General features: G+C 62.4%; 16 protein-coding genes. 9 read left to right on the top strand and 7 right to left on the bottom strand.

The features are described 5' to 3' along the window. Positions 1-172 precede the first annotated feature (172 nt). Positions 173-913 (top strand): TetR/AcrR family transcriptional regulator, encoded by a 741-nt coding sequence (locus N2A41_RS29770; protein WP_170262628.1) that lies wholly within the window; start codon positions 173-175, stop codon positions 911-913. Between the two features lie 40 nt (positions 914-953). Here N2A41_RS29770 and N2A41_RS29765 read toward each other — a convergent pair whose 3' ends face one another. Beyond that, positions 954-1,394, bottom strand: a complete 441-nt coding sequence (locus tag N2A41_RS29765) for a response regulator (RefSeq protein WP_017968559.1) — start codon at positions 1,392-1,394, stop codon at positions 954-956. A 230-nt stretch (positions 1,395-1,624) separates the two neighbouring features. Continuing rightward, positions 1,625-2,329: a peptide-methionine (S)-S-oxide reductase MsrA gene (gene msrA / locus N2A41_RS29760; RefSeq protein WP_260111925.1), complete on the bottom strand. Its 705-nt coding sequence runs from the start codon at positions 2,327-2,329 to the stop codon at positions 1,625-1,627. A gap of 198 nt (positions 2,330-2,527) precedes the next feature. Between msrA and N2A41_RS29755 the strand changes: the two genes are divergently transcribed. The 5 genes from N2A41_RS29755 (at position 2,528) to cueR (ending at position 15,815) form a co-directional block, all read left to right on the top strand. Beyond that, a complete protein-coding gene (locus N2A41_RS29755; RefSeq protein ID WP_260111924.1) occupies positions 2,528-7,996 on the top strand; it encodes an alpha-2-macroglobulin family protein in 5,469 nt (1,822 codons plus the stop codon). After that, entirely contained in the window at positions 7,993-10,071 is a 2,079-nt protein-coding gene (gene pbpC / locus N2A41_RS29750) for a penicillin-binding protein 1C (RefSeq protein WP_260111923.1), read from the top strand. Before N2A41_RS29755 ends, pbpC begins: the two co-directional genes overlap by 4 nt. A gap of 103 nt (positions 10,072-10,174) precedes the next feature. Further along, a complete protein-coding gene (treY, locus tag N2A41_RS29745; protein WP_260111922.1) occupies positions 10,175-12,784 on the top strand; it encodes a malto-oligosyltrehalose synthase in 2,610 nt (869 codons plus the stop codon). Positions 12,785-12,890: 106 nt separating this feature from the next. Then, a complete protein-coding gene (locus tag N2A41_RS29740) occupies positions 12,891-15,416 on the top strand; it encodes a heavy metal translocating P-type ATPase (protein ID WP_260111921.1) in 2,526 nt (841 codons plus the stop codon). A 9-nt stretch (positions 15,417-15,425) separates the two neighbouring features. Beyond that, positions 15,426-15,815, top strand: coding sequence for a Cu(I)-responsive transcriptional regulator (gene cueR, locus N2A41_RS29735; protein ID WP_260111920.1), 390 nt, complete (start codon positions 15,426-15,428; stop codon positions 15,813-15,815). A 40-nt stretch (positions 15,816-15,855) separates the two neighbouring features. Here the strand turns inward: cueR and N2A41_RS29730 are convergent, their stop codons facing one another. Further along, positions 15,856-16,164 carry a hypothetical protein gene (locus N2A41_RS29730; RefSeq protein WP_170279418.1) on the bottom strand — a complete coding sequence of 103 codons (309 nt, stop codon included), beginning with the start codon at positions 16,162-16,164 and terminating at the stop codon, positions 15,856-15,858. A 181-nt stretch (positions 16,165-16,345) separates the two neighbouring features. Between N2A41_RS29730 and N2A41_RS29725 the strand changes: the two genes are divergently transcribed. From N2A41_RS29725 to N2A41_RS29715, 3 genes are read left to right on the top strand one after another with little or no spacing between them, the layout of a single operon-like run. After that, positions 16,346-16,885, top strand: coding sequence for a sigma-70 family RNA polymerase sigma factor (locus N2A41_RS29725; RefSeq protein ID WP_260111919.1), 540 nt, complete (start codon positions 16,346-16,348; stop codon positions 16,883-16,885). Next, positions 16,872-17,639, top strand: a complete 768-nt coding sequence (locus N2A41_RS29720; RefSeq protein ID WP_260111918.1) for an anti-sigma factor family protein — start codon at positions 16,872-16,874, stop codon at positions 17,637-17,639. Before N2A41_RS29725 ends, N2A41_RS29720 begins: the two co-directional genes overlap by 14 nt. A gap of 20 nt (positions 17,640-17,659) precedes the next feature. Next, complete coding sequence (locus tag N2A41_RS29715; RefSeq protein WP_170262638.1) at positions 17,660-18,370, top strand: Bax inhibitor-1/YccA family protein; 711 nt, start codon at positions 17,660-17,662, stop codon at positions 18,368-18,370. 222 nt (positions 18,371-18,592) lie between these two features. On the opposite strand, the gene N2A41_RS29710 is transcribed toward N2A41_RS29715, so the two are convergent. From N2A41_RS29710 to repA, 4 genes are all read right to left on the bottom strand, one after another. Continuing rightward, entirely contained in the window at positions 18,593-19,726 is a 1,134-nt protein-coding gene (locus tag N2A41_RS29710) for an RHE_PE00001 family protein (RefSeq protein ID WP_260111917.1), read from the bottom strand. Between the two features lie 179 nt (positions 19,727-19,905). Beyond that, entirely contained in the window at positions 19,906-21,120 is a 1,215-nt protein-coding gene (gene repC / locus N2A41_RS29705; RefSeq protein ID WP_260111916.1) for a plasmid replication protein RepC, read from the bottom strand. A 154-nt stretch (positions 21,121-21,274) separates the two neighbouring features. Then, positions 21,275-22,270 carry a plasmid partitioning protein RepB gene (repB, locus tag N2A41_RS29700; RefSeq protein WP_260111915.1) on the bottom strand — a complete coding sequence of 332 codons (996 nt, stop codon included), beginning with the start codon at positions 22,268-22,270 and terminating at the stop codon, positions 21,275-21,277. After that, positions 22,267-23,463: a plasmid partitioning protein RepA gene (gene repA, locus N2A41_RS29695; protein WP_260111914.1), complete on the bottom strand. Its 1,197-nt coding sequence runs from the start codon at positions 23,461-23,463 to the stop codon at positions 22,267-22,269. Before repA ends, repB begins: the two co-directional genes overlap by 4 nt.

Genomic DNA, 23,463 nt, shown 5'->3' with positions numbered 1-23,463 from the left:
TCTAACACTTTAAATCTGCGCATCGTACTTTCCGAAAATCGGTTCCGATTTTCGGGCCGATGCGCCCGTTCAATGATAATCGTTCGCGCGAAGACGAAGTTGGGAGCTCATATCTCAGCCGTGGAACCAGGAGTGTCAACAAATTTGGACACGGATGTAAAATTAGACGCCATTGTCTAATACGTCAAGACGTCTTATCTTCGATCGCATGAAAGATCGCATGACACCGGCAGTCCGGATGACAGGGCATACGCAGCGTGGACAATGCGCCAAGCGCATGTCGATCCTCGATGCCGCGGCCGACGTATTCTGCCGCCAGGGTTTTGCCGGCGCCAGCATCGACGAGATCGCCGCCGTCGCCTGTGTCTCGCGCCAGACGATCTACAATCACTATCGCGAGAAGGAAACGCTGTTCGTCGCCGTCGTCGAGGATGTCATGAACCGCGCCAATGCCATGCTCTTTTCCGTGTTGTCGACCTTTCCTGATCGTCCCGACAATCTGGAAGACGAGCTGACGGCCTTCGCCGTGCGCCTCAACAAGAACTGCATCTGCAACCACGACGGAAAATTTCTGCGCAAGTTGGTGCAGACCGAGGGCGAGCGATATCCGCACCTCTTCGAAGGCTGGCGCCAGCAGGGGCCCGGCAAACTGACCACCGCACTTTCCGCACTTTTCGCGCGGCTTGCCCACAAGCAAGCGCTCGTCATCGATGATTTCGACGTTGCCGCCCGGCAATTCGTGGCGCTCGGCAATGCCGACCTGCAGATGATGATCCTTCTCGGCGCCACGCCCACCGATGAAGAGCTGGAAAAGGCGGCGCGCAACGCCGTGCGTACCTTTCTCAAGGCCTATGGCCGGGCAGAGGCTGAAAAGACCGGCCATCCGCCGCAGCTCGCAGCCATATCAGGCTAACCAGGACTTTCAGATAAAACCGGCAGATCAAGCCGGCCGATCAGGCAAAGATCGTCATCTGCGCGGGCACGACCGCGAACATGCCGACACGGCGCGCGGCAAGATATTTCACCAGCTGCTCGACAACCGAAGGCATCACCGGCTTCTGGACCACGCCGACGGCGCCCTTGACGCCGTCAGCCACCACTTCGGGATTGCCGGTCATGAAGACGACGGCAATGCCATGCTCCTGCGCCAGCCGTCGGCCGATCTCAGGCCCGGTCGGGCCATCGGCGAGATTGACGTCGACGAAGGCGATATCGGCAAGCGGCGCCAGCCGCAGGGCCTGCTCGCGACCATTCGCAAGGCCCGCAACTCGCATGCCCATGCCTTCCACCGTCGCCTCGAGATCGAGCGCGATCAGGAATTCATCTTCGACGATCAATACTCTCTGTTTCATGAGATCATCTCGCTGCCAGCGCCGCACGACATTGGTGGCCATGATACGTCCCTTTGGTTACACCTATACTTCTAACGAGTGATCCGCTCCGACAGCCTATCCCACGCGAAACTCACGGTGGTAACGGGCAACTTAACGATATGTTCCGCCGTGGAACGCCGTTTTTTGCATTTAAGATATTGTTAACGTTGATAAATTCTTAAGTGCACAGAGGTGGCGCAGAAAGGGCGGCACCATTGCCGCCTCGATAATGCCAGCACCGATAGGGTTAATCAGCCTTTGACCTTCATCACCAGGACCGGTTTGCCGCGGTAGTCGGCGGGAAACAGTGACTTCAGGTTCTCGATTTTCGGCAGGTCGTTGTAAACGATATAGGGATAGGTCGGATTGAGCGTCAGGAAATCCTGATGATAGGCTTCGGCCGGATAGAAACCTGCGGCTTCAGAGACCTTGGTGACGATCGGCTGCGAGAAGACATGCGCCTTGTCGAGCTGGCTGATATAGCTCTCGGCAACCTTACGCTGCTCTGGATCGGCAACGAACAACGCCGAACGGTACTGCGTTCCCCGGTCCGGGCCCTGAAAATTCAGCTGCGTCGGGTTGTGCGCCACCGAGAAGAAGATCTGCAGCAACTTGCCGTAGCTTACCTGTTTCGGATCGAACTTCACCTGGACGGATTCGGCGTGGCCCGTCGAGCCGGTGCTGACGGTTTCGTACTGCGCCGTTTTGGCGTCGCCGCCGGCATAACCGGAGACGGCGCTCTCAACGCCCTTCACGTGCTGGAAGACGCCCTGGACGCCCCAGAAACAGCCGCCGGCGAAAATGGCGGTCTCTGTGCCTGGCCCGGCCGCCTCGTCGACGGACGGCGGCGGGATGACGACGGCATCTTCGGCCGCGCCTGCAGCACACGTACCGAGCGAGAAAATGGTGGCTGCAAGGAGCGCGGCAAGGCTCCTGCGGTGGGAAGACGGGGACATGGCACTACCTCCTGCGATCACCCAAATCCTTGCTCATCCTTGCAAAAGCCGCAAATCACAAGGCGGTCACTCACGCCGATGTGACAGCCAGACGAAAGCGCCTGTGTGAAGATGAAACAGCGCTCAACCTGAGTTGACAATCTCGCGAGGAGTGAGGAGAGTGCCGCCGGTCAGAGCCAGCATTTCCGGGGGGAACCTATGTCCGTGCGCTCGTTCTTCGCATTCGCGACAATCGCATTTTCCATGATCGCCATCAGCTTTCCCGCCGCCGCTGCGGACACCAAGCGAGACATCCAGACGATCAAGGACGCCGATTTCTTCGGCTTCGATCTTCGCACCGAACAGAACGTCTCGCTCGATCAGTGCAAAACCTCCTGCATCGGCGACAAGAGCTGCAAGGCCTTCACCTACAATCCCAAGGTGAAATGGTGCTTCCTGAAATCCGATTTCAAGACGATGAACGCCTTTCCTGGCGCCATCGCCGGCAAGATCGTCGAAACGGCCGGCCAGCAGGAGCCGGATATCGGCGCCGCGCCGCGCCCCACCTTCCTGACCAACGACCTCATTCAGCAGGCCCGCGACTTCAAGGACAATCTGGAGCTTGCCGACGACCAGCATGGCCAGAGTGTCGACAGCCTGACGGCCAATGCCCGCATCGACCTTACCGGCAACAACCTGGCCGACGCGCTGAAGTCCTTCCATGGCGCGCTGTCGATCACACCTGACGACGCTGATCTCTGGCTCGAAGCCGCCCGCGCCGCCGCTTCGCTGGGTACCGCCGAGAGCAATACGAGCGGCCAGGCCGTGCTCGACGCGCTGAACGGCTACGAGCTGACTCGCACCAAGCCCAAGCGCGCCGAGGCGCTCGCCGTCCTCGCCGACGCCCTGGACCGAAACGCCAATTACCGTCCGGCGCTTGACGCCTACAAGGCGAGCCTGGCGCTGGTTGCCTCCGAAGACGTGCAGACCGCCTACCTGCAGCTGAAATCGACGCAGGGCTTCCGCATCACCGAACACACGGTCGATGCCGACAGCGCCACGCCGCGTGCCTGCGTCACCTTCTCAGAAGCGCTCGTCAAGACCACCGACTACACGCCCTTCGTGACGCTGAACGGCGAAGCGCCGAAGGTGCTGGAAACCAAGGACAAGCAGATCTGCGTCGAGGGGCTGACGCATGGCCAGACCTACAAGATCGCTTTCCGCACCGGCCTGCCGTCGTCGGTCGACGAGCCGCTCGACGCCCCCGTCAGCATCGACGTCTATATCAAGGACCGCAGCCAGATGGTGCGTTTCACCGGCGACAGCTTCGTGCTGCCGTCGACGGCGCGCCGCGGCATCCCGATCGTCTCGGTCAACATGGCCTCGGCCAACCTCAAACTCTATCGCATCGGCGATCGCGCCATCGCGCCGCTGCTGACCAATTCGCAATTCCTGTCCCAGCTCGACGGCTACAGCGCCCAGAACATCCAGGACCAGAGCGGCGAGCTCGTCTGGCAGGGCTCCATCGACATCGCCAATGAACTCAACAAGGACATCGTCACCAGCTTTCCGGTCGACGAGGCGCTGCCCGCGCGCAAGCCCGGCATTTACGTGATGACCGCAACGGCAGCAAACGGCCCCGCGCAGGAGTGGGATTCGCAGGCGACGCAATGGTTCCTGGTCTCCGATATCGGTGTCACCACCTATGCCGGTACTGATGGCCTCAACGTCTTCACCCGCTCGCTCGCTTCGGCAAAGCCGATATCAGGCGTCGAACTGCAGCTGCTGGCCAAGAACAATGAAGTGCTAGGCACCGCCACCACCGACGAAAACGGCCGAGCCACCTTCACCGCCGGCCTGATCCGCGGCACGGCGGCGCTGACGCCCGCGGTCATTACCGCCAGGAACGGCGCGTCGGACTACGTCTTCCTGGACATGACGCGCGCCGGGTTCGACCTTTCCGACCGTGGAGTGACGGGCCGCGCCGCACCCGGCGCGATCGACGTGCTGACCTTCACCGAACGCGGCATCTACCGCGCCGGCGAGACGGTGCATGCCCAGGCACTAGCCCGCGACACCGATGGCAACGCCATCGACAACCTGCCGCTCACCTTCATTTTCAGCCGTCCCGATGGTGTCGAAGACCGGCGGATCGTCAGCCAGGCCAGTAATCTCGGCGGCTATAGCGTCGATTTCCCGACCCAGGAAAACGCCATGCGCGGCACCTGGACGATGAACATCTATACCGATCCCAAGGGCAGCGCGATCGCCACCAAGAGCTTCCTCGTCGACGATTTCGTCCCCGATCGCACCGACATGGAGATCAAGACCGAGGCCAAGGAAGTCGGCCCGGACACGCCGGCGACGATCACCGTTTCGGGCAAATATCTCTACGGCGCCCCGGCCGCCGGCCTGACGCTCGAAGGCGACGTCGTCGTCAAGCCGACGCGCGAGAGTGCGGCCTACAAGGGCTTCCTCTTCGGCCTCGCCGACGAAGAGGCGAGCGAAGATTCGCGCCTGCCGATCGACGGCCTGCCGGAACTCGACGAGAACGGCGAAGCCTCGACGGATCTCACCATCAGCGAACTGCCGGCAACGACACAGTTGCTGAACGCCACCGTCTATATGCGCATGCAGGAGGCGGGCGGCCGCGCCATCGAGCGCTCTTTGACCATTCCGGTGAAGAACGAGCGCGCTTCGATCGGCATCAAGCCGGAATTTTCCGACGATCTGCCGGAGAACGCGATCGCCAACTTCACGGTGATCAGCGTCAAGGCCGATGGACAGAAGCAGGAGACGAAGAGCCTGCGCTGGAAATTCTACAGCCTCAACCGCGAATATCAGTGGTATCGCGAGGGAACGGCTTGGAAATACGAGCCTGTTTACACCGCCGAGCAGGTCTCCAACGGCAGCGTCGACGCGACGATGGACGGCGGCAAGATCTCCGTGCCGGTGAGCTGGGGCCGCTATCGTCTCGAAGTGGAAAGCCCGGATGCCGACGGCCCGACTTCCAGCGTCGAATTCGACGCCGGCTGGTTCGTGACCTCGACCTCGACCGAAACGCCCGACGGGCTTGAGATCGCCCTCGACAAGGACAGCTACAAGATCGGCGAAACCGCCAAGCTCAAAGTCACCTCGCGCTATGGCGGCGAGCTGATGGTGACGGCCGGAACCGAAAAGCTGGTGGCGGTGCAGAATGCCACGATCGGCGAGACCGGCGGCGAGGTCGACATCCCCGTCACGGCTGATTGGGGTGCCGGCGCATATGTGACCGCCACGCTCTTCCGCCCCGGCGACGCGCAGGACAGCCACATGCCGATGCGCTCGATCGGCATCAAATGGCTGAAAGTCGATCCTGAACAGCGCGCGCTGCAGGTAACGCTCGACACGCCCGAAAAGATATTGCCGCGCGGACCGCTGAATATTGGCCTGCAGGTGGCGGGCGCCGGCGCCAATGAGGAGGCCTATGTGACGGTTGCCGCCGTCGATGTCGGCATTCTCAACCTGACGCGCTACGAACCGCCGAATCCCGAGGACTGGTATTTCGGCCAGCGCCAGCTCGGCCTTGAAATCCGCGACCTCTATGGCCGCCTGATCGACGGCTCGCTGGGTGCGACTGGCAAGCTCCGCACCGGTGGCGATGGCGGTGCCATCGCGCTGCAGGCAAGCCCGCCGACGCAGAAGCTCGTCGCCTTCTTCTCCGGGCCGGTGAAGCTCGACGCCGAAGGCAAGACCAATGTCTCCTTCGATATTCCGCAATTCAACGGCACGGCGCGCGTGATGGCGGTCGCCTGGTCGAAATCAGGCGTTGGCCACGGCGTCAAGGATGTCATCATCCGCGATCCTGTCGTGGTGACTGCAAGCCTGCCGAAGTTCCTCGCCCCCGGCGACAAGGCTAATCTGCGCCTCGACATCGCCAACACCGATGCGCCAGCCGGCGATTACAAACTGCAGCTGACCGGCAATGACGCGGTCGGCATCGAGCAAGCGTCCGCCTCGCAGACGATCCGTCTCGAGGCCGGCGCGAAATCCGAGCTGACGCTTTCGCTCATCGGCAAACAGCCGGGCGCCGGCAGCGTCTCGATCAACCTCTCCGACGCTTCCGGCCTCTCGCTCGACCAGAACCTCGACGTGCCGGTGCGCCCGGCCTCCTTGCCGATCACCGAACGCAGGGTGCTGGCGCTGAAGCCCGGGGCAAAGCTCACCGTCGACAAGAACCTGCTCGCCGACAGCGTGCTGCCCGGCGCCTCGATCAGCGTCAACGTCACCCGTTCTGCCGCCTTCGATATCCCAGCCCTGCTGATGACGCTCGACCGCTATCCCTTCGGCTGCGCCGAGCAGACCACCAGCCGGGCGCTGCCGCTGCTCTATCTCGCCGAAGTGGCGAAGCAGGCCGGCATGGAAAACGACGACGATGTGAAGAAGCGCGTCCAGGATGCGATCTACCGCGTGCTCTCCTATCAGGCCTCGGCCGGCAGCTTCGGTCTCTGGGGACCGGATTCGGGCGATGTCTGGCTCGATTCCTACGTCACCGATTTCCTGACGCGGGCTCGCGAAATGAAATACGACGTGCCGGAAAGGGCTTTCGTCCAGGCGCTCGAAAACCTGCAGAACACGCTGTCCTACACAACCGATATCAAGGGCCAGGGTGACCAGATCGCCTATGCCATCTACGTGCTTGCCCGCAACAAGAAGGCTGCGGTCAGCGATCTGCGCTACTATGCTGATACGATGATCAACGACTTCCCGACGCCGCTCGCCAAGGCGCATATCGCCGCCGCGCTGGCGCTCTACGGTGATGCGCAGCGTTCGAAGAATATCTTCCTCGACGCGCTGCAGATGTCGGAGCAATCGATGGTATCGCGGGTGAACCTGTCGCGTACCGATTACGGCACGATCCTGCGCGACGGCGCGGCGATCCTGGCGCTCGCAGCCGAAAGCCGGCCGGTGCCGCCTGTCATCCCGGAGCTTGCCAAGGCCGTCACCAAGGAATGGGGCCGCAGCAAATATAAGAGCACCCAGGAAGAGGCCTGGATGCTGCTCGCCGCCCGCGCCATCCAGGGCGGTGACGACGGCCTCAAGGTCGATGTCAACGGCGCGCCGCACACCGGTGCCTACATGGCGAAGATATCAGGCGATGCGCTGAGCGACCATCCGCTGACGCTGACCAACCAGACGGGCGACGCGGTTTCGGCCGTCGTCACCACCGTTGCCGCGCCCACCGTGCCGTTGCCGGCCGGCGGCGACGGCTTCATCATCGACCGCACCTATTACACACTCGACGGCGAAGAGGCGAATGTCAGCGAGGCGAAGCAGAACGAGCGCTACGTCGTCGTCATCCATGTGCGCGAAATCAATGCCTGGCCGTCGCGCATCGTCATCACGGATCTGCTGCCGGCCGGCTTCGAGATCGACAATCCGAATCTCGTCGACAGCGCGCAGATGACGAATTTCGACTGGATCGGCGAGATCTCCGCCGCCCATAACGAATTCCGCTACGATCGCTTCGTGGCCGCCTTCAACCGCGCAGAAGGTGACGAGCGCGAATTCAACGTCGCCTATGTCGTGCGCGCCGTCACCCCCGGCACCTACGACCATCCGGCGGCAAGCGTCGAGGATATGTACCGGCCGGAGCTTTCGGCCCGCACGGCTACCGGCAAGATGGAGGTCGTGACGGCGCAACAATGAGGCGGTGGCACAAGTTTGCGATCGGGTCCGCAGCCGGCATCGTTCTTGCCGGTGCGGCTCTCTTTGCGCTCGATGCCGCCGACAAGACCTTTCCGCCGCCGCTCGACAGGGCAAATGCCGTCTCCGCCGAAGTGCTGGATGCCGACGGGCAATTGCTGCGTGCGTTTGCAACGTCGGAAGGCCGCTGGCGGCTGAAGACGGCGGTCTCCGACGTCGATCCGCAATTCCTGCACATGCTGATCGCCTATGAGGATCAGCGTTTCTACGAACATGGCGGCATCGACCTCTGGGCGCTCGGGCGCGCTGCCGTGCAACTGGTCAGCAACGGCCGCATCGTCTCCGGCGCCTCGACGCTGTCGATGCAGGTGGCGCGGCTGATCGAGCCGCGCGAAGGCCGCTCTCTTTCGGCAAAACTGCTGCAACTGGCGCGCGCCGTGCAGATCGAACGGCGGCTGTCGAAGGAAGAGATCCTCGACCTCTATCTGACGCATGCGCCCTATGGCGGCAATCTGGAAGGCGTGCGCGCCGCAAGCCTTGCCTATTTCGGCAAGGAACCACGCCGCCTCACGGTCGCCGAGGCAGCCCTGCTTGTCGCCCTGCCGCAATTGCCGGAACGACGCCGGCCGGATCGCAATCTCAAGGCAGCCGAGGAGGCACGCAAGCGTGTCCTCGATCGGGTGGCGGTCGCCAGAGCCGTTGGTGACGGCGAGGCGGAACGGGCCGAAGGCGTCGCGGTCCCGCCCCAGCGCATGCAATTGCCGGCACTTGCCGCCCATGTCGCCGAAGCAGCACTGCGCAAGGAGCCTGATGTCCTCAAGTATCAGACGACACTGAAGAGGCAGGTGCAGCAGGGGCTGGAGGCGGTTGCGCGGGCAGCGGCATTCAAGCTCGGGCCGAAGCTTTCGCTTGCCATGGTGATGGCGGATGCGCAGACGGGCGCGATCGTCGGTGAGGTCGGCTCGGCCGATTATTTCGATGCCAGCCGCTCCGGCTGGATCGACATGACACGCGTGAACCGCTCGCCAGGCTCGACGCTGAAGCCCTTTATTTACGGGCTAGCTTTCGAACAGGGCCTAGTGTCCCAGGAGACGATCATCGAAGACCGCCCCGCCGATTTCTTCGGCTACCGGCCGCGCAATTTCGACATGAGCTATCAGGGCGACGTTACCGTGCGCGAGGCGCTGCAGCTTTCGCTAAATGTGCCGGCCGTCAAGCTGCTCGATGCCGTCGGGCCGTCACGGCTGATGGCACGCTTCCGCCGCGCCGAGGTACGGCCGGTCCTGCCGCCGAATGAGACGCCGGGGCTTGCGATCGGGCTGGGCGGCGTCGGCATCACCCTGAAGGATCTGGTGCAGCTCTATACGGCGCTCGCCGATCGCGGCCAACCGGCAAGGCTCGGCGACGGCGTCACCGGCGCACCGGGCAAGCTCGACGGCGAACCGCTGCTGGAGCCGGTCGCGGTCTGGAACGTCGCCGATATTCTCTCCGGCGTCATCCCCCCCGTCGGCGCGCCGCAGCGCGGCATAGCCTACAAGACCGGCACGAGCTATGGCTATCGCGACGCCTGGTCGGTCGGCTATGACGGGCGCTATGTGCTCGGCGTCTGGGTCGGACGGCCTGATAACAGCTCCGTGCCGGGATTGACCGGTTATGGTACCGCCGCGCCCATCCTCTTTGAAGGGTTCGCCAAGTCAGGCATCGCGACGACGCCGATGCCCCGCCCGCCTGCAGGCGCCGTACGCATCGCCCAGTCCGAGCTGCCGATCAGCCAGCGGCGTTTTGCCCTCAATGCCAGCGGCCTGCTCACCTCCGGCCACGAGGCCGCGCCTGAGATTATCTATCCGCCCGAGGGCGCGCATGTCGATCTCGGCGCTAGGCAAGGCAACCTGTCACCGCTGATGCTGAAGCTCCAGGGCGGCCGAGCCCCCTTCCGCTGGCTTGCCAACGGCAAGCCGCTGCCCGATCTCTCCCGCCGGCGCATCCAGCAATGGCTGCCTGATGGCGGCGGCTACTCGAAACTGACGGTCATCGACTCGGCCGGCCGCGCCGCAAGCGTCGGCGTTTTCATCGACTGAAGCATCGTTCTTTGCACGTCTGAAAAGACACGCCGGCCGGTAAGGGAACAAAAGCTATGCTGCAACCGTTGGGGACAGTCTCCCTCCAACGTCAGACGGCCTCATGACACTTCCGACCGCGACCTACCGGATACAATTCCGCAACGGCATGAGCTTCGATCGCGCCTGCGGCCTCGTCCCCTACCTCAAGACCCTCGGCATCAGCCACCTCTATGCCTCGCCGATCTTCACCGCCGTCAGCGGCTCGACCCACGGCTATGACGTCACTGACGCCAACGACATAGACCCGGCGCTCGGCGGCCGGGTAGGATTCGACAGGCTGACCGAAAGCCTCGCCTCGGCGGGCCTGGGGTTGATCCTCGACATCGTCCCGAACCACATGGCGGCCTCGCCGGAAAACGGCTGGTGGCGCGACGTGCTGACATTCGGCCGGCAAAGCGCCTATTGCAGCTATTTCGACATCGACTGGAGCGAGCCGCTGACGCTGCCACAGCTCGGCCAGGATTTCGATGGGGCGCTGGCTGACGGCGAGCTTCGCATCACGCTCGACGAAACGCATGGCAACTTCGCCTTCGGTTATTTCGAGACGCTGTTGCCGCTGAACCCCGGGAGTTACGGGGCGATCGCAAACCAGCTCGACGATCCGGTTGCCACCAGAATGGCGGAAGCTGCGGCCGTGACATCCGGCGAGAGCTTCAACCGTGCAATGCGAGACATTCTCTTCGAAGCCGGCGATCGGGCAGTCCTCCAGCAAAAGCTCGATGACATCTCGGCCGATCGCGATTTCATGAGAAGCCTGCATGAGGCACAGCATTGGCGGCTGACGCATTGGAAGGAGGCGGCGCGACATCTGAGCTATCGCCGTTTTTTCGAGGTGACCGGACTGGTCGGCACCCGCGTTGAAGACCCTCCTGTGTTCGAGGACATGCACCGGCTGGTGCTCGAGTTGGTGCGCCATGGCAAGGTCCAGGGCCTGCGCGTCGACCATATCGACGGGCTCGCCGAACCCAAGGCCTATCTCGACAGGCTGCGCGAGGCGGCGGGACTGGACACCTATATCGTTGTCGAAAAGATCCTCGGAGCCGGTGAGGTCCTGCCGGAGAGTTGGCCGGTCGCCGGCACCACGGGATATGAATTCATCGCCGCCTTGAGCGAGCTGTTCATCGACGGCGGTGGCCTGCGCATATTGGACGATGCCTATCGCGGCATCGCCGGCGAGACGGGTGATCTCGAGGCGGGCCGGCGGAATGCCAAGCAACTGATGGTCGAGCGCAATTTCGCCGGTGAGACCGACAGGCTGGTGTCGATCGCAGCAGGCATCTTTCCCGAGCTAAAAAGAAGCGAGATCGCCACTGCGCTCAGCGAACTGCTGATCGCCTTTCCCGTCTACCGCACCTATGGCGACGGCGGCCCGCTTTCCTGGCAGGATTCAGCGGTCCTTGCGGCGACCGCCTCGCAAGCCATGGCGCGGCTCGACGATCGGCGTACCCTCGACCATGTGCTGAAGCTTCTCGAAGGCAAGGTCGAAGGTGACGCGGCCCACGAGTTCCGTATCCGATTGCAGCAATTGAGCGGGCCGGTAATGGCGAAGGCGACGGAGGATACGCTGCTTTATCGCTACAACAGGCTGCTTGCCGCAAACGAAGTGGGCGGCGAACCAGGCAAGGCGCCTGGCGGCCCGGAGGAATTCCACCGCCGCATGGCCGAGCGAGCTCGGCTGCAGCCGCATGGGCTTTCGGCAAGCGCCACCCACGACACCAAACGCGGCGAGGATGCGCGGGCAAGGCTTTATGCGCTGAGCGAGGGCGCGGATGTATTTGCGCAGGCGGTCGAGCGTTGGCGCGAGATGAACCGGCCGTGGGTGAATGATCTGCCGGAGGGTGCCGCGCCGGAACCAAATGTCGAATGGATGCTCTATCAGGCGCTGGCCGGCATCTGGCCAGAGGATTTCGACAGAGGACAGACGGAAGAACTCCGCGAACGTTTCACCGATTACGCGCTCAAGGCGGTGCGAGAGGCGAAACTGCACAGCGGCTGGACAGAGCAGGATGCCGCCTACGAGGAAGCGGTCACCACCTATGCCGCGGCGCTGGTCTCGCCTGACAATGACGTCTTCCTCGAGGATTTCGAAATGGTGCTGCAGCCTTTCATCGCGGCGGGTTACCTCAACAGCCTGTCGCAGACGCTGCTCAAGCTGACGGCCCCCGGCATTCCCGATATCTACCAAGGTGCGGAGGGTTTCGATTTCAGTCTCGTCGATCCCGACAACCGCCGGCCGGTCGATCATGAACGGCTGACGGCTTGGCTTGATGAAGCCGGACCGATCGCCAAGCTGCAGGCGGCGGCGCTGAAGCAGCGCCTCGTCGGGATCGGTCTGCAGCTGCGTCAGCGGCAGGCGGAACTCTTTGCCAGAGGCGACTATCTGCCGCTGAAGGTGACGGGCGCCCGACGCGACCATGTGCTTGCTTTTGCCCGGGTGCATAAGGATGATTTCGCGATCATCGCGGCGCCCCGGCTGATGTTCGGCTGGCTTGATCCGGGTGTGCTCTTTGCCGGCCCTGAATTCTGGGAGGATACGGCAATCGCCGTGCCCTCCCCGCTTCACGGTCTGAAGGCCGACCTGCTGACCGGAAAGACAATCGAGCCCGGGGGCAGCATTTCAGTCGCCGCCCTGCTCGGGAGTCAGCCGGTCGGGCTGATCACCCCGATCTGACGATCAGCCGTCGCAAAAATCGAGTCCGTGAAAATAGTGCTTGACCTTCCAGTCGCTGGAAGGTGGATAAGCCTATCCAACGGCCCTCCGGGCACAGGAGATAGTCATGGATATCAAGCACGAACACGATCACCATCACAGCCACGCCGATGACGACGATCATTGCCATTGCGGCCATGAACAGGAGAAGGCTGTCAGCGCCATGATCCGTGATCCTGTCTGCGGCATGACCGTCGATCTGCAGGCCGGCAAGCCCTCGCTCGATCATGACGGCCGCATTTATCATTTCTGCTCCGAGGGCTGCCGGACGAAGTTTGTGGCGGCACCTGAGGATTATCTGACCGCGAAGGACCCCGTCTGCGGCATGACCGTCGATCGCTCGACCGCAAAACATTTTTTGAAAGTCGAGGGCGAAAAATTCTACTTCTGCTCGGCCGCTTGCCAAGCGAAGTTCCAAGCCGACCCCGCAGCCTATCGCGACGGCAGCCGCCCGGTGGCAAAGCCGGCACCTAAGGGTAGGCTTTATACCTGCCCGATGCACCCGGAGGTCGTCAGCGATCGCCCCGGCGACTGCCCGAAATGCGGCATGGCGCTGGAGCCGATGGGCATTCCGCCTGCTGACGAAGGCCCGAACCCGGAACTCGTCGATTTCGTCAGGCGGCTCTGGATCAGCGCCATTCTCGCCATACCATTGCTGGCACTCAGCATGGGGCCGATGCTCGGCCTACCGCTGCGAGAAGCAATCGGCGAGTCACAGGCGACCTACATCGAATTGCTGCTGGCAACGCCGGTGGTGCTCTGGGCGGCCCTGCCCTTCTTCCGCCGCGCATGGGCGTCTATCGTCAACCGCAGTCCGAATATGTGGACGCTGATCGGTCTCGGCGTCGGCACCGCCTATGTCTACAGCGTCGTCGCCACGCTTGTACCCGGCATCTTCCCGATGAGCTTCCATGGCCACGGTGCAGCGGTGCCCGTCTATTTCGAAGCGGCAGCCGTCATCGTCGCGCTCGTCTTCGTCGGCCAGGTGCTAGAATTGAAAGCGCGCGAACGCACCGGCTCGGCAATTCGCGCCTTGCTCGACCTTGCGCCGAAGACGGCACGGCGCATCGATGCGGAGGGCAGCGAGAACGACGTGCCGGTGGATAATATCCAGCCTGGTGACCGACTGCGCGTTCGTCCCGGCGAGCGGGTGCCGGTGGATGGCTCCGTCCTCGAAGGCCAGTCGACGGTCGATGAATCGATGATATCAGGCGAGCCCCTGCCGCTGGAGAAGTCGAAGGGCGACCCGCTGACCGGCGGCACGATCAACAAGAACGGCACCTTCGTCATGACCGCAGAGAAGGTCGGCGCCGACACTGTGCTGTCGCGTATCGTCGACATGGTCGCCAAGGCGCAACGCTCGCGAGCGCCGATCCAGGGTGCGGTCGACCGGGTGTCGGCCATCTTCGTGCCGGCGGTGGTCGCCGCCGCCGTGCTTGCCTTCCTCGTCTGGGCCGCGATCGGTCCGGAGCCGCGCATGGCGAATGCACTGCTTGCCGCTGTCGCCGTTCTGATCATCGCCTGCCCCTGTGCACTCGGCCTTGCGACGCCGATGTCGATCATGATCGCGACGGGGCGAGGGGCGCAGGAAGGTGTGCTGATCAAGGACGCCGAAGCACTGGAGCGCTTTTCCAAAGTCGACACGCTGATCGTCGACAAGACCGGCACGCTGACGGAGGGAAAGCCAAAGCTTACCGACATCGTCACTTTCGGCGGGGTCGGGGAAAATCGGCTGCTGTCGCTGGCGGCAAGCCTGGAGCGCGGCTCCGAACATCCGCTGGCCGAAGCGATCGTTTCCGGCGCCGAGGAGCGCGGTGTCCCCTTCGTGGAGGTCACCGGCTTCGAGGCAAAGACCGGCAAGGGCGTTCAGGGTCGTGCCGGCGGCACGACGGTAGCGCTCGGCAATGCGGCGATGCTTACCGATCTCGGCATCGATCCAGCGGTCCTTGTCGAGAAGACCGAAGTCCTGCGCGGCGACGGCAAGACGGTGATGTTCGTGGTGTTCGACGGTGCACTTGCCGGTCTCGTCGCCGTTGCCGACCGCATCAAGCCGACAACGGCAGCCGCCATCAAGGCACTGCACGACAGCGGTCTGAAGATCATCATGGCGACCGGCGACAACGAGCGCACGGCGCGCGCGGTGGCAAAAAGTCTCGGCATCGACGAGGTCCGTGCCGATGTGCTTCCGGAAGGCAAGAAGGCGCTGATCGACGAGTTGCGAGCCAAGGGCGCCATCATCGCCATGGCCGGCGACGGCGTCAACGATGCGCCGGCGCTTGCCGCCGCCGATGTCGGCATCGCCATGGGTACCGGCGCCGACGTCGCGATGGAAAGCGCCGGCATCACCTTGGTGAAGGGCGACCTGAACGGCATCGTCAGGGCGCGACGGCTGGCGGAGGCGACGATGCGAAACATCCGGCAGAATCTCGGCTTTGCCTTCGGCTATAATGCGCTCGGCGTGCCGGTCGCGGCCGGCGTGCTCTACCCGATCTTCGGGCTGCTGCTTTCGCCGATGATCGCCGCAGCGGCGATGAGCCTCTCGTCCGTCTCGGTGATATCAAATGCGCTGAGACTGCGTTTTGCAAAACTATAGGAGATGGCGATGAATATCGGCGAAGCATCGGAACAATCCGGCCTGCCTTCGAAGACCATCCGCTACTACGAGGATATCGGCCTCATCCGCCCCGAAAGGGGCGGAAACGGCTATCGCGACTATGCCGCGACCGACGTCCATAAGCTGCGCTTCCTGCAGCGCTCGCGCGGTCTCGGCTTTTCCGTCGAGGAGTGCCGGCAATTGCTGGCGCTCTACGAGGACAACAACCGGGCGAGCGCCGACGTCAAGGATATCGCTGAGACCAAGCTTGCCGAGATCGACCGCAAGATCCGCGAATTGACGGAACTGCGCCGGACGCTGGAGCATCTCGTGCATGCCTGCCACGGCAACGACAGACCGGACTGTCCGATCCTCGAAGAGCTTTCGGACGGCGGCTGACCATTCCGGGAGAGCAGGCGTCGCGTTCAGATGATCTGCATCAGGAAAGCTGCGGCATGTTCTGGTTGGCTGCCCGCGACGGTTGAGCCCGCTCGTCGGGCTCCTCGTCTTCACCGTCGTCCAGCACGCCGTCATCCAGCCGATGCTTGATCGCCAGCGCATAGATCACGTCGAGAATATTGCGGTCTCTGAGATGAGGGTCCATCAGGGCGAGAAGCGAGGCCCGGACGATCTTCTTGCTGGTGGCCTTCGGACAACGCGCCTTGACGAAATCATAAAGCGCCTGATCCGTCAGCCCTTCCATGGCGCCGTCCACGAGTGCTTCGTAGACCCGCTTCTTTTCCTTCATTTCTTGATGTTCCCCTACAAATCAGCGGCGTCATGATCTGTCATGTAATTGTCATAAACAATCGCGGATTTGCGGCTCCCCTCCGCCGGGGAAGGATTTGATCCAGCGACGGTCTTCCGCCCGCCCTGACTTTTTTAGTTCCGTCGGGAATAAAACCTGCGGCACTCGCGTATACTCAATCATGGAACGCAAAGAACGCCCCTTCGACGTCATCGGACAGCTTGCAGCGCTGAGGCGCTACGCTCGCTCGCTGGTGCGCAATTCGGACGAGGCGGAGGATCTGGTGCATGATGCGTTGGTGCGCGCCTTCGAGAAGCGAAAGAGCTTCCGCAGCGGCGGCAACCTGCGCACCTGGCTGCTCTCCATCCTGCACAATGCCCATATCGATCGTCTTCGCCGCAACCGATCGCTGACGCGCCGCCACGATGAAGCAGCTGTCGAAGCCGAGCAATCGCTGCCGGCCGGCCAGGAACATGCCGTGCGCCTGCAGCAGGTGCGCGACGCCTTCTTCGCCCTGCCGGAGGAACAGCGCGAGGCGCTGCATCTCGTCGCGATCGAAGACCTTTCCTACCAGGAAGCCGCCCAGGCGCTCGGCATTCCTGTGGGGACGCTGATGTCGCGCATCTCCCGCGCCCGCGCGCAACTGCGCGAATTCGAGGAGAAGACGCCGCGGGTTTCGCATCTGAGAGTAATCGGAGGGAACAGCAATGAAAGCAGTTGATCCGATCCTCGATGCCGACCTTGACGCCTATGTGGATGGCGAGCTCGATGTCGCCCGTCGCATCCAGGTGGAATCCTATCTTTCCGAGAATCCGGCGATTGCCGCCAAGGTCATGGCCGACCTCAGCGTGAGGGGCGAATTGCGTCTGGCGCTGGCCGGCGAAAGTGCCTTTGGCCGCCCCGAGACCCGCGATGCCGCCCGCCGGCTGGAACGTGGCCTTTCCTATGGCCGCATCTTCCATTCCATGCAGCGCGTTGCCGCCGTTGGCATACTGATCGCCGCCGGCTGGGTGGCGCACAATTCCTTCGGCGCCTTCTCGGCGACAGAGGTGGCGGCATCGGTTCCGGCACCCGCCTATGTCGAGGATGCCGTCCGCGCCTATCAGACGGCGACGCTGCGCCAATCGATGCCTCCGCAGACGCCGGCCACCTATAGCGCCGACGATATTCGCGCCGCCACCGCGATCGTGATGCCCGAACTGCCCAGGGATTGGAAGGTCGCCGACGTGCAGATCTTCCCGTCCGAGTTCGGCCCCAGCGTCGAGATGGCGATCGAACAATCGGATGGAAAGCGACTGTCGCTTTTTGCCGTCCGTCCGGGCGCCTTCGAGGTCAAGCCGGTCAGTCATCTCACGCTGGAAAAAGCAGAAGCCGCCTATTGGCAGATCGGCGAGGTCGCTTATGCGCTGATCGCCGACGATCGCGGTCTCAATCTCGACCAGGCGGCCGAACGGCTCGCCCGCTCGCTCTATTAATTCAAACCGAGGAGATCAGCATGAACCCGATCAATCCCCGCTATGGCGCCGTCGCCGGCTCCCAGGCCCTCTTCGACGAAGGCCTGCGCCAGCACATGCTGCGCGTCTACAACTATATGGCTCTCGGCCTCGTCATAACGGGCCTCGTCGCCTTTGTCGTCGGCTCGACGCCGGCACTCTACGTCCCGATCTTCGGCTCGCCGCTGAAGTGGGTGGTGATGCTTGCCCCGCTCGCCTTCGTCTTTTTCTTCTCGTTCAAGATCCAGACGATGTCGGCCAGCACCGCTCAGATCACCTTCTGGGCCTTCTGCGCCGTGATGGGCCTGTCGCTCGCCTCCGTTTTCCTGGTCTTCACCGGGATGAGCATCGCGCGGACCTTCTTCATCACCGCGACGATGTTCGGCGCCACCAGCCTCTACGGCTATGCGACGAAGCGTGACCTCTCGCGCATGGGCTCGTTCCTGATGATGGGCCTCTTCGGCGTCATCATCGCCTCGGTCGTCAACATCTTCCTGGGTTCGAGCGCGCTGCAGTTTGCGGTCTCGGTGATCGGCATCGTCGTCTTCGTCGGTCTGACCGCTTACGACACGCAGAATATCAAGGAACAGTATTCGGAAAACTTTGATCAGGAATCGAACCAGAAGCTCGCCGTCTTCGGTGCGCTCTCGCTCTACCTGAACTTCGTCAACATCTTCCAGCTTCTGCTCAACTTCACCGGCGAGCGGGAATAGGACTGCGCTTCTGGGGGCAAAGGAAGCGCAGAGCGCCCGGTCTGCAATCTGTGACAGGATGGCGGATCGGGTGTTCACCTAAACGAGACGGCCGGGGCAATGCCCGGCCGTTTTCGCTTTTAAAGCGCATCGCGTCAAATCGGAATCATACGACGCGCTTTAAGTCTTTGTTTTATGCATGTCGTTGTCCCAAAACCGCTGCACATTATTGGGCGACATGCATTAGATGATACCCCAGGCGCGATAGCGGCCCCGACCGGTAATTTCACGAACGCCGATCTCATTGACGAGGTTCAGCGCGCCGCGCGGCGTGATGCGCAGATGACGGGCGATCATCGTCGCCGAGACCATCGGCCGCGACAGGATGAAATCGGCAAGTTCCGGCAGGCTGCTGTTTGAACGGCGGCCGCGAAAGCGCAGCTCCATCTGCGTGCGTGCCAAGGACAAGCGATCCATTTCCTTGAGGCCGGCCACAGCACCCAGATGCACCGCCTCCAGAAAGGCTTGCAGCCGCGTGGCGCGATCGCGCGCCCGACGACGCTCATGGCGCACCAGCTTCAGCCCGCCGTAGAAAGAAAAGAGATGCGAGGCGACCTTGCCGCGGGCGCGTAGATGGCTTGCGACCAGAAGTCCGCCGAGCCAGTGCTGACGCCGCAACGGCTCGATCCTTTCCCAGGCTTCGAAGAGGATGACGGCGCCGAGAACCGGCGGCAAGCTATCGGCCAATGGCTGGACGCTCCGCCACTCCGCAAGCCGCTGTTCCTCGTCCCACTCGTCGTCACCGAGCAAGCCAAGAGGATCCTCGTTGCGCCTTGCCGGGGTAAGGGCGGCCGTCTCGCTTGCCGGCGTTTTCCCTGTGTGGATATCGAGCAGCTTCTGCGAGCGGGCAAGAAGCGCATCGATCTCCGCCATCTCCGCAGCGAGCGGCCCGTCTTCATGCTCGCCCTCCTCGTCGGTCTCGACCGGAACTGCGGGGCTCTTCGCGTCCGGCACTTTCCCCTCCCCTTCCCCGGCGGTTGCAGTCAGCGTCGCAAGACCCGAGACGCCGAGTGCCCAGGAGGGTTCGCCGGTCCAGATGCGCCGACGTGCTCGCAGTACGGAATGGGCGATCGTCAGTTCGTGGGTGGGAGCGCGGCTATCCATATGCGCATCATGCAAAACGAGATCCTCGACATGCACCAGTTCGCCGGCCACCCAGAGCGCGCCGGCGGCGTCGAAGAAATGGCTGCGTTCGGCAAATCCCTCGCCGACCGGCGAGCGCAACACACGTTCGTCCAGCCGCGCCACCGCATCCACCGCCGCGGCAATGGAGGGAAGCAGGGTTTGAAGCATTGCACCGTCAATATCGTAGCGCATTGTTAAGCTTTACAGTTTTCCACAAATGGAAGCAAAACGAATGTTTCCTTCCGCCATGTATGACATGGTTAACAGCGGTTTTCAACAAACTACGGGAAAGGAAGCCGTCAAGACGGCTGATAGACCGGCCGCATATGCTTCTAACCGTCGTAACTGGCGCGAAACTTTTTCATAGCTGTTCATCCGGTTTTCCTCGCCGTCGGACCATTTGCCCGCATCAGCGCCATCAGCATCGGTCCGAGCGAGAATTCGCCACGCTCCGCCCGCCGTGTCAGGTCACGCAGGTAGCCGCCGGCCGAGTTAATATGTCCGCCCCTTTCCAGGATGCAGGCGATCACCGTGGCGGCGTTTTCCGGTCCCATGAAATCGCAGGCCAGCTGATAGGCGCTGGGGCTGACGCCAAGCGTGGAACGGACGATGACGGCCGCGGCCATCAGATCCCGCCAGCTGCCAATGCCGCCGCCCGGTCCGTAAGCGATGATCTCCGGGCAGGCCTGCAGCACCATGGCAAGGGGAAAGGATTTCGACGGCTCCCGCCACCGCTGCGGTTCTTCCTCCGGCTTTGCGCCCTGCTTCGTTTCGAAGCTTGGTTCAAGTTCAGATGTTAGGTGTGGGTTTGAATTATGTATGTGCCGACCGTTTTGGTTATCATTGGCGTCTGTTTTTTCTGCTTTCGACTTCGATTCCAGCGTCTTGACGATCAATTGCCGAAAAGCTTCGAGATCAGCCAGCAGGCTTTCCATCTCGGCGGCCGACGGGCGGCGCGGCAGGCTTGCGGAAAGCAGATTGAAATGCTTCTGCATCTCGATCCATTCGCCGGCAATTTCCTCCTCCAGCGCGATCTCGATGAGCTTGGTGATGTCACGCCGGCAAAGTGTCAGGCGCTCTCTCAGGCGCTTCCATTCGAGCTTGGCGGCCATTATCTGAGCCGCCTGCGCCTCGATCTCGCGAGCGCGTACCAGGAGCGGCGCCAGGCTGAAGCCAAAGGCCTCACCAAGCCCGCCCTCGCCATTGCGGCGGGCAAAACGTTTCCCGTTCGGGCTATCCCGCCGGATGATCAGGCCGGCTTCCACCAGCATCGCCAGGTTTCGCCGCAGCGTCGTGCCGGCCATGCCATGCGTGCGCAGCGACAGCTGCTCATTCGATGGGAAGACGACGAAACCGTTGGCCTCGGCAATCTCGTTCTTCGGGTAGAAGGTCAACAGCGCGTTGAGAACAGCCAGTGCACGGTCCGATACGCCTACCATGTCCTTTGCTTCGCACAGCGCACGAAAGATCTTCCACTTGTCGACCGATGCGTCCGGATCGACCTTGCTGGCGCTTTCCTGGCTTGCCAGCATGCCAAGCGTCATCGATCGCCGCCCGAAGGGCGTCGATACATATTGAGGCTCCATGTCCCTCACCTTTTCTCAAGGCAAAAGAAACCTACCACCCAAAAGGATGCCGAAGACGCTTGACAGTGATTCGAGGAAGTGCGATTCTCAGATTGTCCAGATATGAGAAAGGCTTCCGCGACGGCAACGTTCGGAGGCTTTTTTCTTTTGCGGCCTACTCTCCTGCTTGCAACTTTCCGGCCCGATAGGCTTCGTAAAGCTCATCGAGACGGCGTGAAATGTAAGCGCCGAAATCCGGCGCATCGCCGGTCTTCAATGCGATCGTGAAGGAATTGCCGGCGCTCTTGATTCGTCCGGCAATCTTGCCGCCGCTCTTCGGCTTCCAGTCATATTCCGTGGCGTCGGGCTTTGCCTCTTTCTTGGCGAGTTCGGCAACCAAGAGCTCGAAACGGCGGTCGCTCTCCTCCGCCATGAAACCTCCCGAGGCAATGAGCTTCGCAAGCCGAGCCGCCGTCATCCCATTCCAGTCCTGGGCAAGCGCCATCCACCGGCGTCGCCCGATGCCGGGTGCGGCTCCGACCGACCTGACGATCTCGGCGGGAATAGCTTTTGCAACGGATATCAGCTTCGATAGCTCCGTCTTGTCCGTCGACAGCGCTTTCATGATGACGGGGCGCTCAAAACCCTTGAGCTCGAGATTGAGGGCAAAGACCGCGCGCTCGATATAGGAAAGGTTCCGGCGCGCCGAATTCTCAATGCCCTGCGCGATGACGACATCGGTATCGTCGAGCTTACGGACGATCGCCTGCACCTTGAGGCGGAGCAGCTTGACCGCCTGCAGACGGCGATGGCCGTAGGCGATCTGGTAGCGGTCCTCATTATTGGGATGGCGGCGAACGAGGATCGGCACTTCCTGGCCGTTCTCGGCGATCGACTGCACCAACTCGTCCTCAATATCCAGGGGCTGGTCGCCAAGGCGGTCGCGGACGAAGGAGGAATCGATCAGATCAGGATCGAGCTCGACGATGCGTTCACCGGAGAGCAAAGCCTCCTGCATCGCCCTGCTCTCTTCCTCCATGCGGCCAAGGGTCAGCGCCATCGTCCGAACCGGCCCGGCCGATCCGCGCGAAGATGGTTCCTCGTAGTTGGCCGCGGCCAACTCCTGCGCTGTATCGTCGAAAAGACCTTTCAGGCGATCGCGTCTGCTCATGCTCGACCCCAGGCTTTGTGAATACCGGCGAGAACCTCGCTGTTGGCGGCATTGACCGATTCCAGCGCCCGGTCATAGGTCGAGCGGCGCACCTGCCCCTTCTCGATCTCATAGAGCGTCTGCTTGGTCAGGCCGACATCGGCGATCGCCGTCGACTTGAGAATGGTCGCCGTCAACACGTCGTCACTGAAGAGGCTGCGCAACAGCGCGACGATCTGCGACTGCGGCGCATCGAAAGGTTCGTGACGAGTGACGACATATTTGATGAAATCGTGCTGCAGATCGCCGCCGGCCTTGCGCACGACGGAAAGCAGATCCGAAGTCATCAGCAGGAACTGCGACATGGAAGCGACGTCGACCATTTGCGGATGGATGGTGATCAAAAGAGACGTGGCGGCACAAACGGCGCCAAGCGTGAGGTAACCGAGCTGCGGCGGGCAGTCGATCACCACGATGTCGTAATCCGCCTCGACCTCGGCAATGGCAACGCCAACGCGACGGAAGAACAGCTCGCCCGGTCGCTGCCGGTCGTTCAGTGCCCGTGGCGTCTCATGCTCGAACTCCATCAGTTCGAGGTTGCCCGGCACCAGATCCAGTCCGTCGAAATAGGTCTTGCGGACAATCTCCTTCAGCGGCTTGCGGCTCTCATCATAGCGAATTGCGCCATACAGCGTATCGCCCTCGGAAAGATCGAATTCGGGCTGAACGCCGAGCATGGAGGAGAGCGAAGCCTGCGGATCGAGATCGATCGCAAGCACCCGGTAACCCGCCAGCGCCAGATACTGCGCCAGATAGAGCGTCGTCGTTGTCTTGGCCGAGCCGCCCTTGAAATTGGTGACGGCAACCGTCTGCAGCTTTTCGCCAGGGCGACGCCACGGCTGATAGGAAAGCGCATCCTTCGGCTTGAGCTTGGCCATATACTGGCGCAATTCGTTGATCTGGCCGAGCGTGTAGGAACGCCGGCCATTCTGGGCAAGATCCGGCTGCGGTCCCTTGCCATCCAGTGAAAGCTGGCGAAGATAGCCGTCCGAGACGCCGATCATCTGGGCCGCCTCGCCGGAGGAGAATGTTCGTAGCGTCTTTTGCGAGAGCGGCGGAAACAGCTTGTCGCGGAGGAGCTTCAGTTGCCGCGAAAGCTGGTTCGCATGCCGCTCGATCCGTACATCTGTCGTCGATACGCTAATGTTGTCCAA

The sequence above is a fragment of the Rhizobium sp. SRDI969 genome, assembly GCF_025152725.1.
Taxonomy (GTDB): Bacteria; Pseudomonadota; Alphaproteobacteria; order Rhizobiales; family Rhizobiaceae; genus Rhizobium; species Rhizobium leguminosarum_I.
The sequence above is the reverse complement of the archived record's forward strand: the minus strand, read 5'-3'. Positions and strand labels throughout refer to the sequence as shown.

Excerpts from the sequence above, each read along its gene's own strand:
- N2A41_RS29765 (WP_017968559.1), bottom strand. The coding sequence starts at position 1,394 with ATGGCCACCAATGTCGTGCGGCGCTGGCAGCGAGATGATCTCATGAAA.
- msrA (WP_260111925.1), bottom strand. The coding sequence starts at position 2,329 with ATGTCCCCGTCTTCCCACCGCAGGAGCCTTGCCGCGCTCCTTGCAGCC.
- N2A41_RS29755 (WP_260111924.1), top strand. The coding sequence starts at position 2,528 with ATGTCCGTGCGCTCGTTCTTCGCATTCGCGACAATCGCATTTTCCATG.
- pbpC (WP_260111923.1), top strand. The coding sequence starts at position 7,993 with ATGAGGCGGTGGCACAAGTTTGCGATCGGGTCCGCAGCCGGCATCGTT.
- treY (WP_260111922.1), top strand. The coding sequence starts at position 10,175 with ATGACACTTCCGACCGCGACCTACCGGATACAATTCCGCAACGGCATG.
- N2A41_RS29740 (WP_260111921.1), top strand. The coding sequence starts at position 12,891 with ATGGATATCAAGCACGAACACGATCACCATCACAGCCACGCCGATGAC.
- cueR (WP_260111920.1), top strand. The coding sequence starts at position 15,426 with ATGAATATCGGCGAAGCATCGGAACAATCCGGCCTGCCTTCGAAGACC.
- N2A41_RS29730 (WP_170279418.1), bottom strand. The coding sequence starts at position 16,164 with ATGAAGGAAAAGAAGCGGGTCTACGAAGCACTCGTGGACGGCGCCATG.
- N2A41_RS29725 (WP_260111919.1), top strand. The coding sequence starts at position 16,346 with ATGGAACGCAAAGAACGCCCCTTCGACGTCATCGGACAGCTTGCAGCG.
- N2A41_RS29720 (WP_260111918.1), top strand. The coding sequence starts at position 16,872 with ATGAAAGCAGTTGATCCGATCCTCGATGCCGACCTTGACGCCTATGTG.
- N2A41_RS29715 (WP_170262638.1), top strand. The coding sequence starts at position 17,660 with ATGAACCCGATCAATCCCCGCTATGGCGCCGTCGCCGGCTCCCAGGCC.
- N2A41_RS29710 (WP_260111917.1), bottom strand. The coding sequence starts at position 19,726 with ATGCGCTACGATATTGACGGTGCAATGCTTCAAACCCTGCTTCCCTCC.
- repC (WP_260111916.1), bottom strand. The coding sequence starts at position 21,120 with ATGGAGCCTCAATATGTATCGACGCCCTTCGGGCGGCGATCGATGACG.
- repB (WP_260111915.1), bottom strand. The coding sequence starts at position 22,270 with ATGAGCAGACGCGATCGCCTGAAAGGTCTTTTCGACGATACAGCGCAG.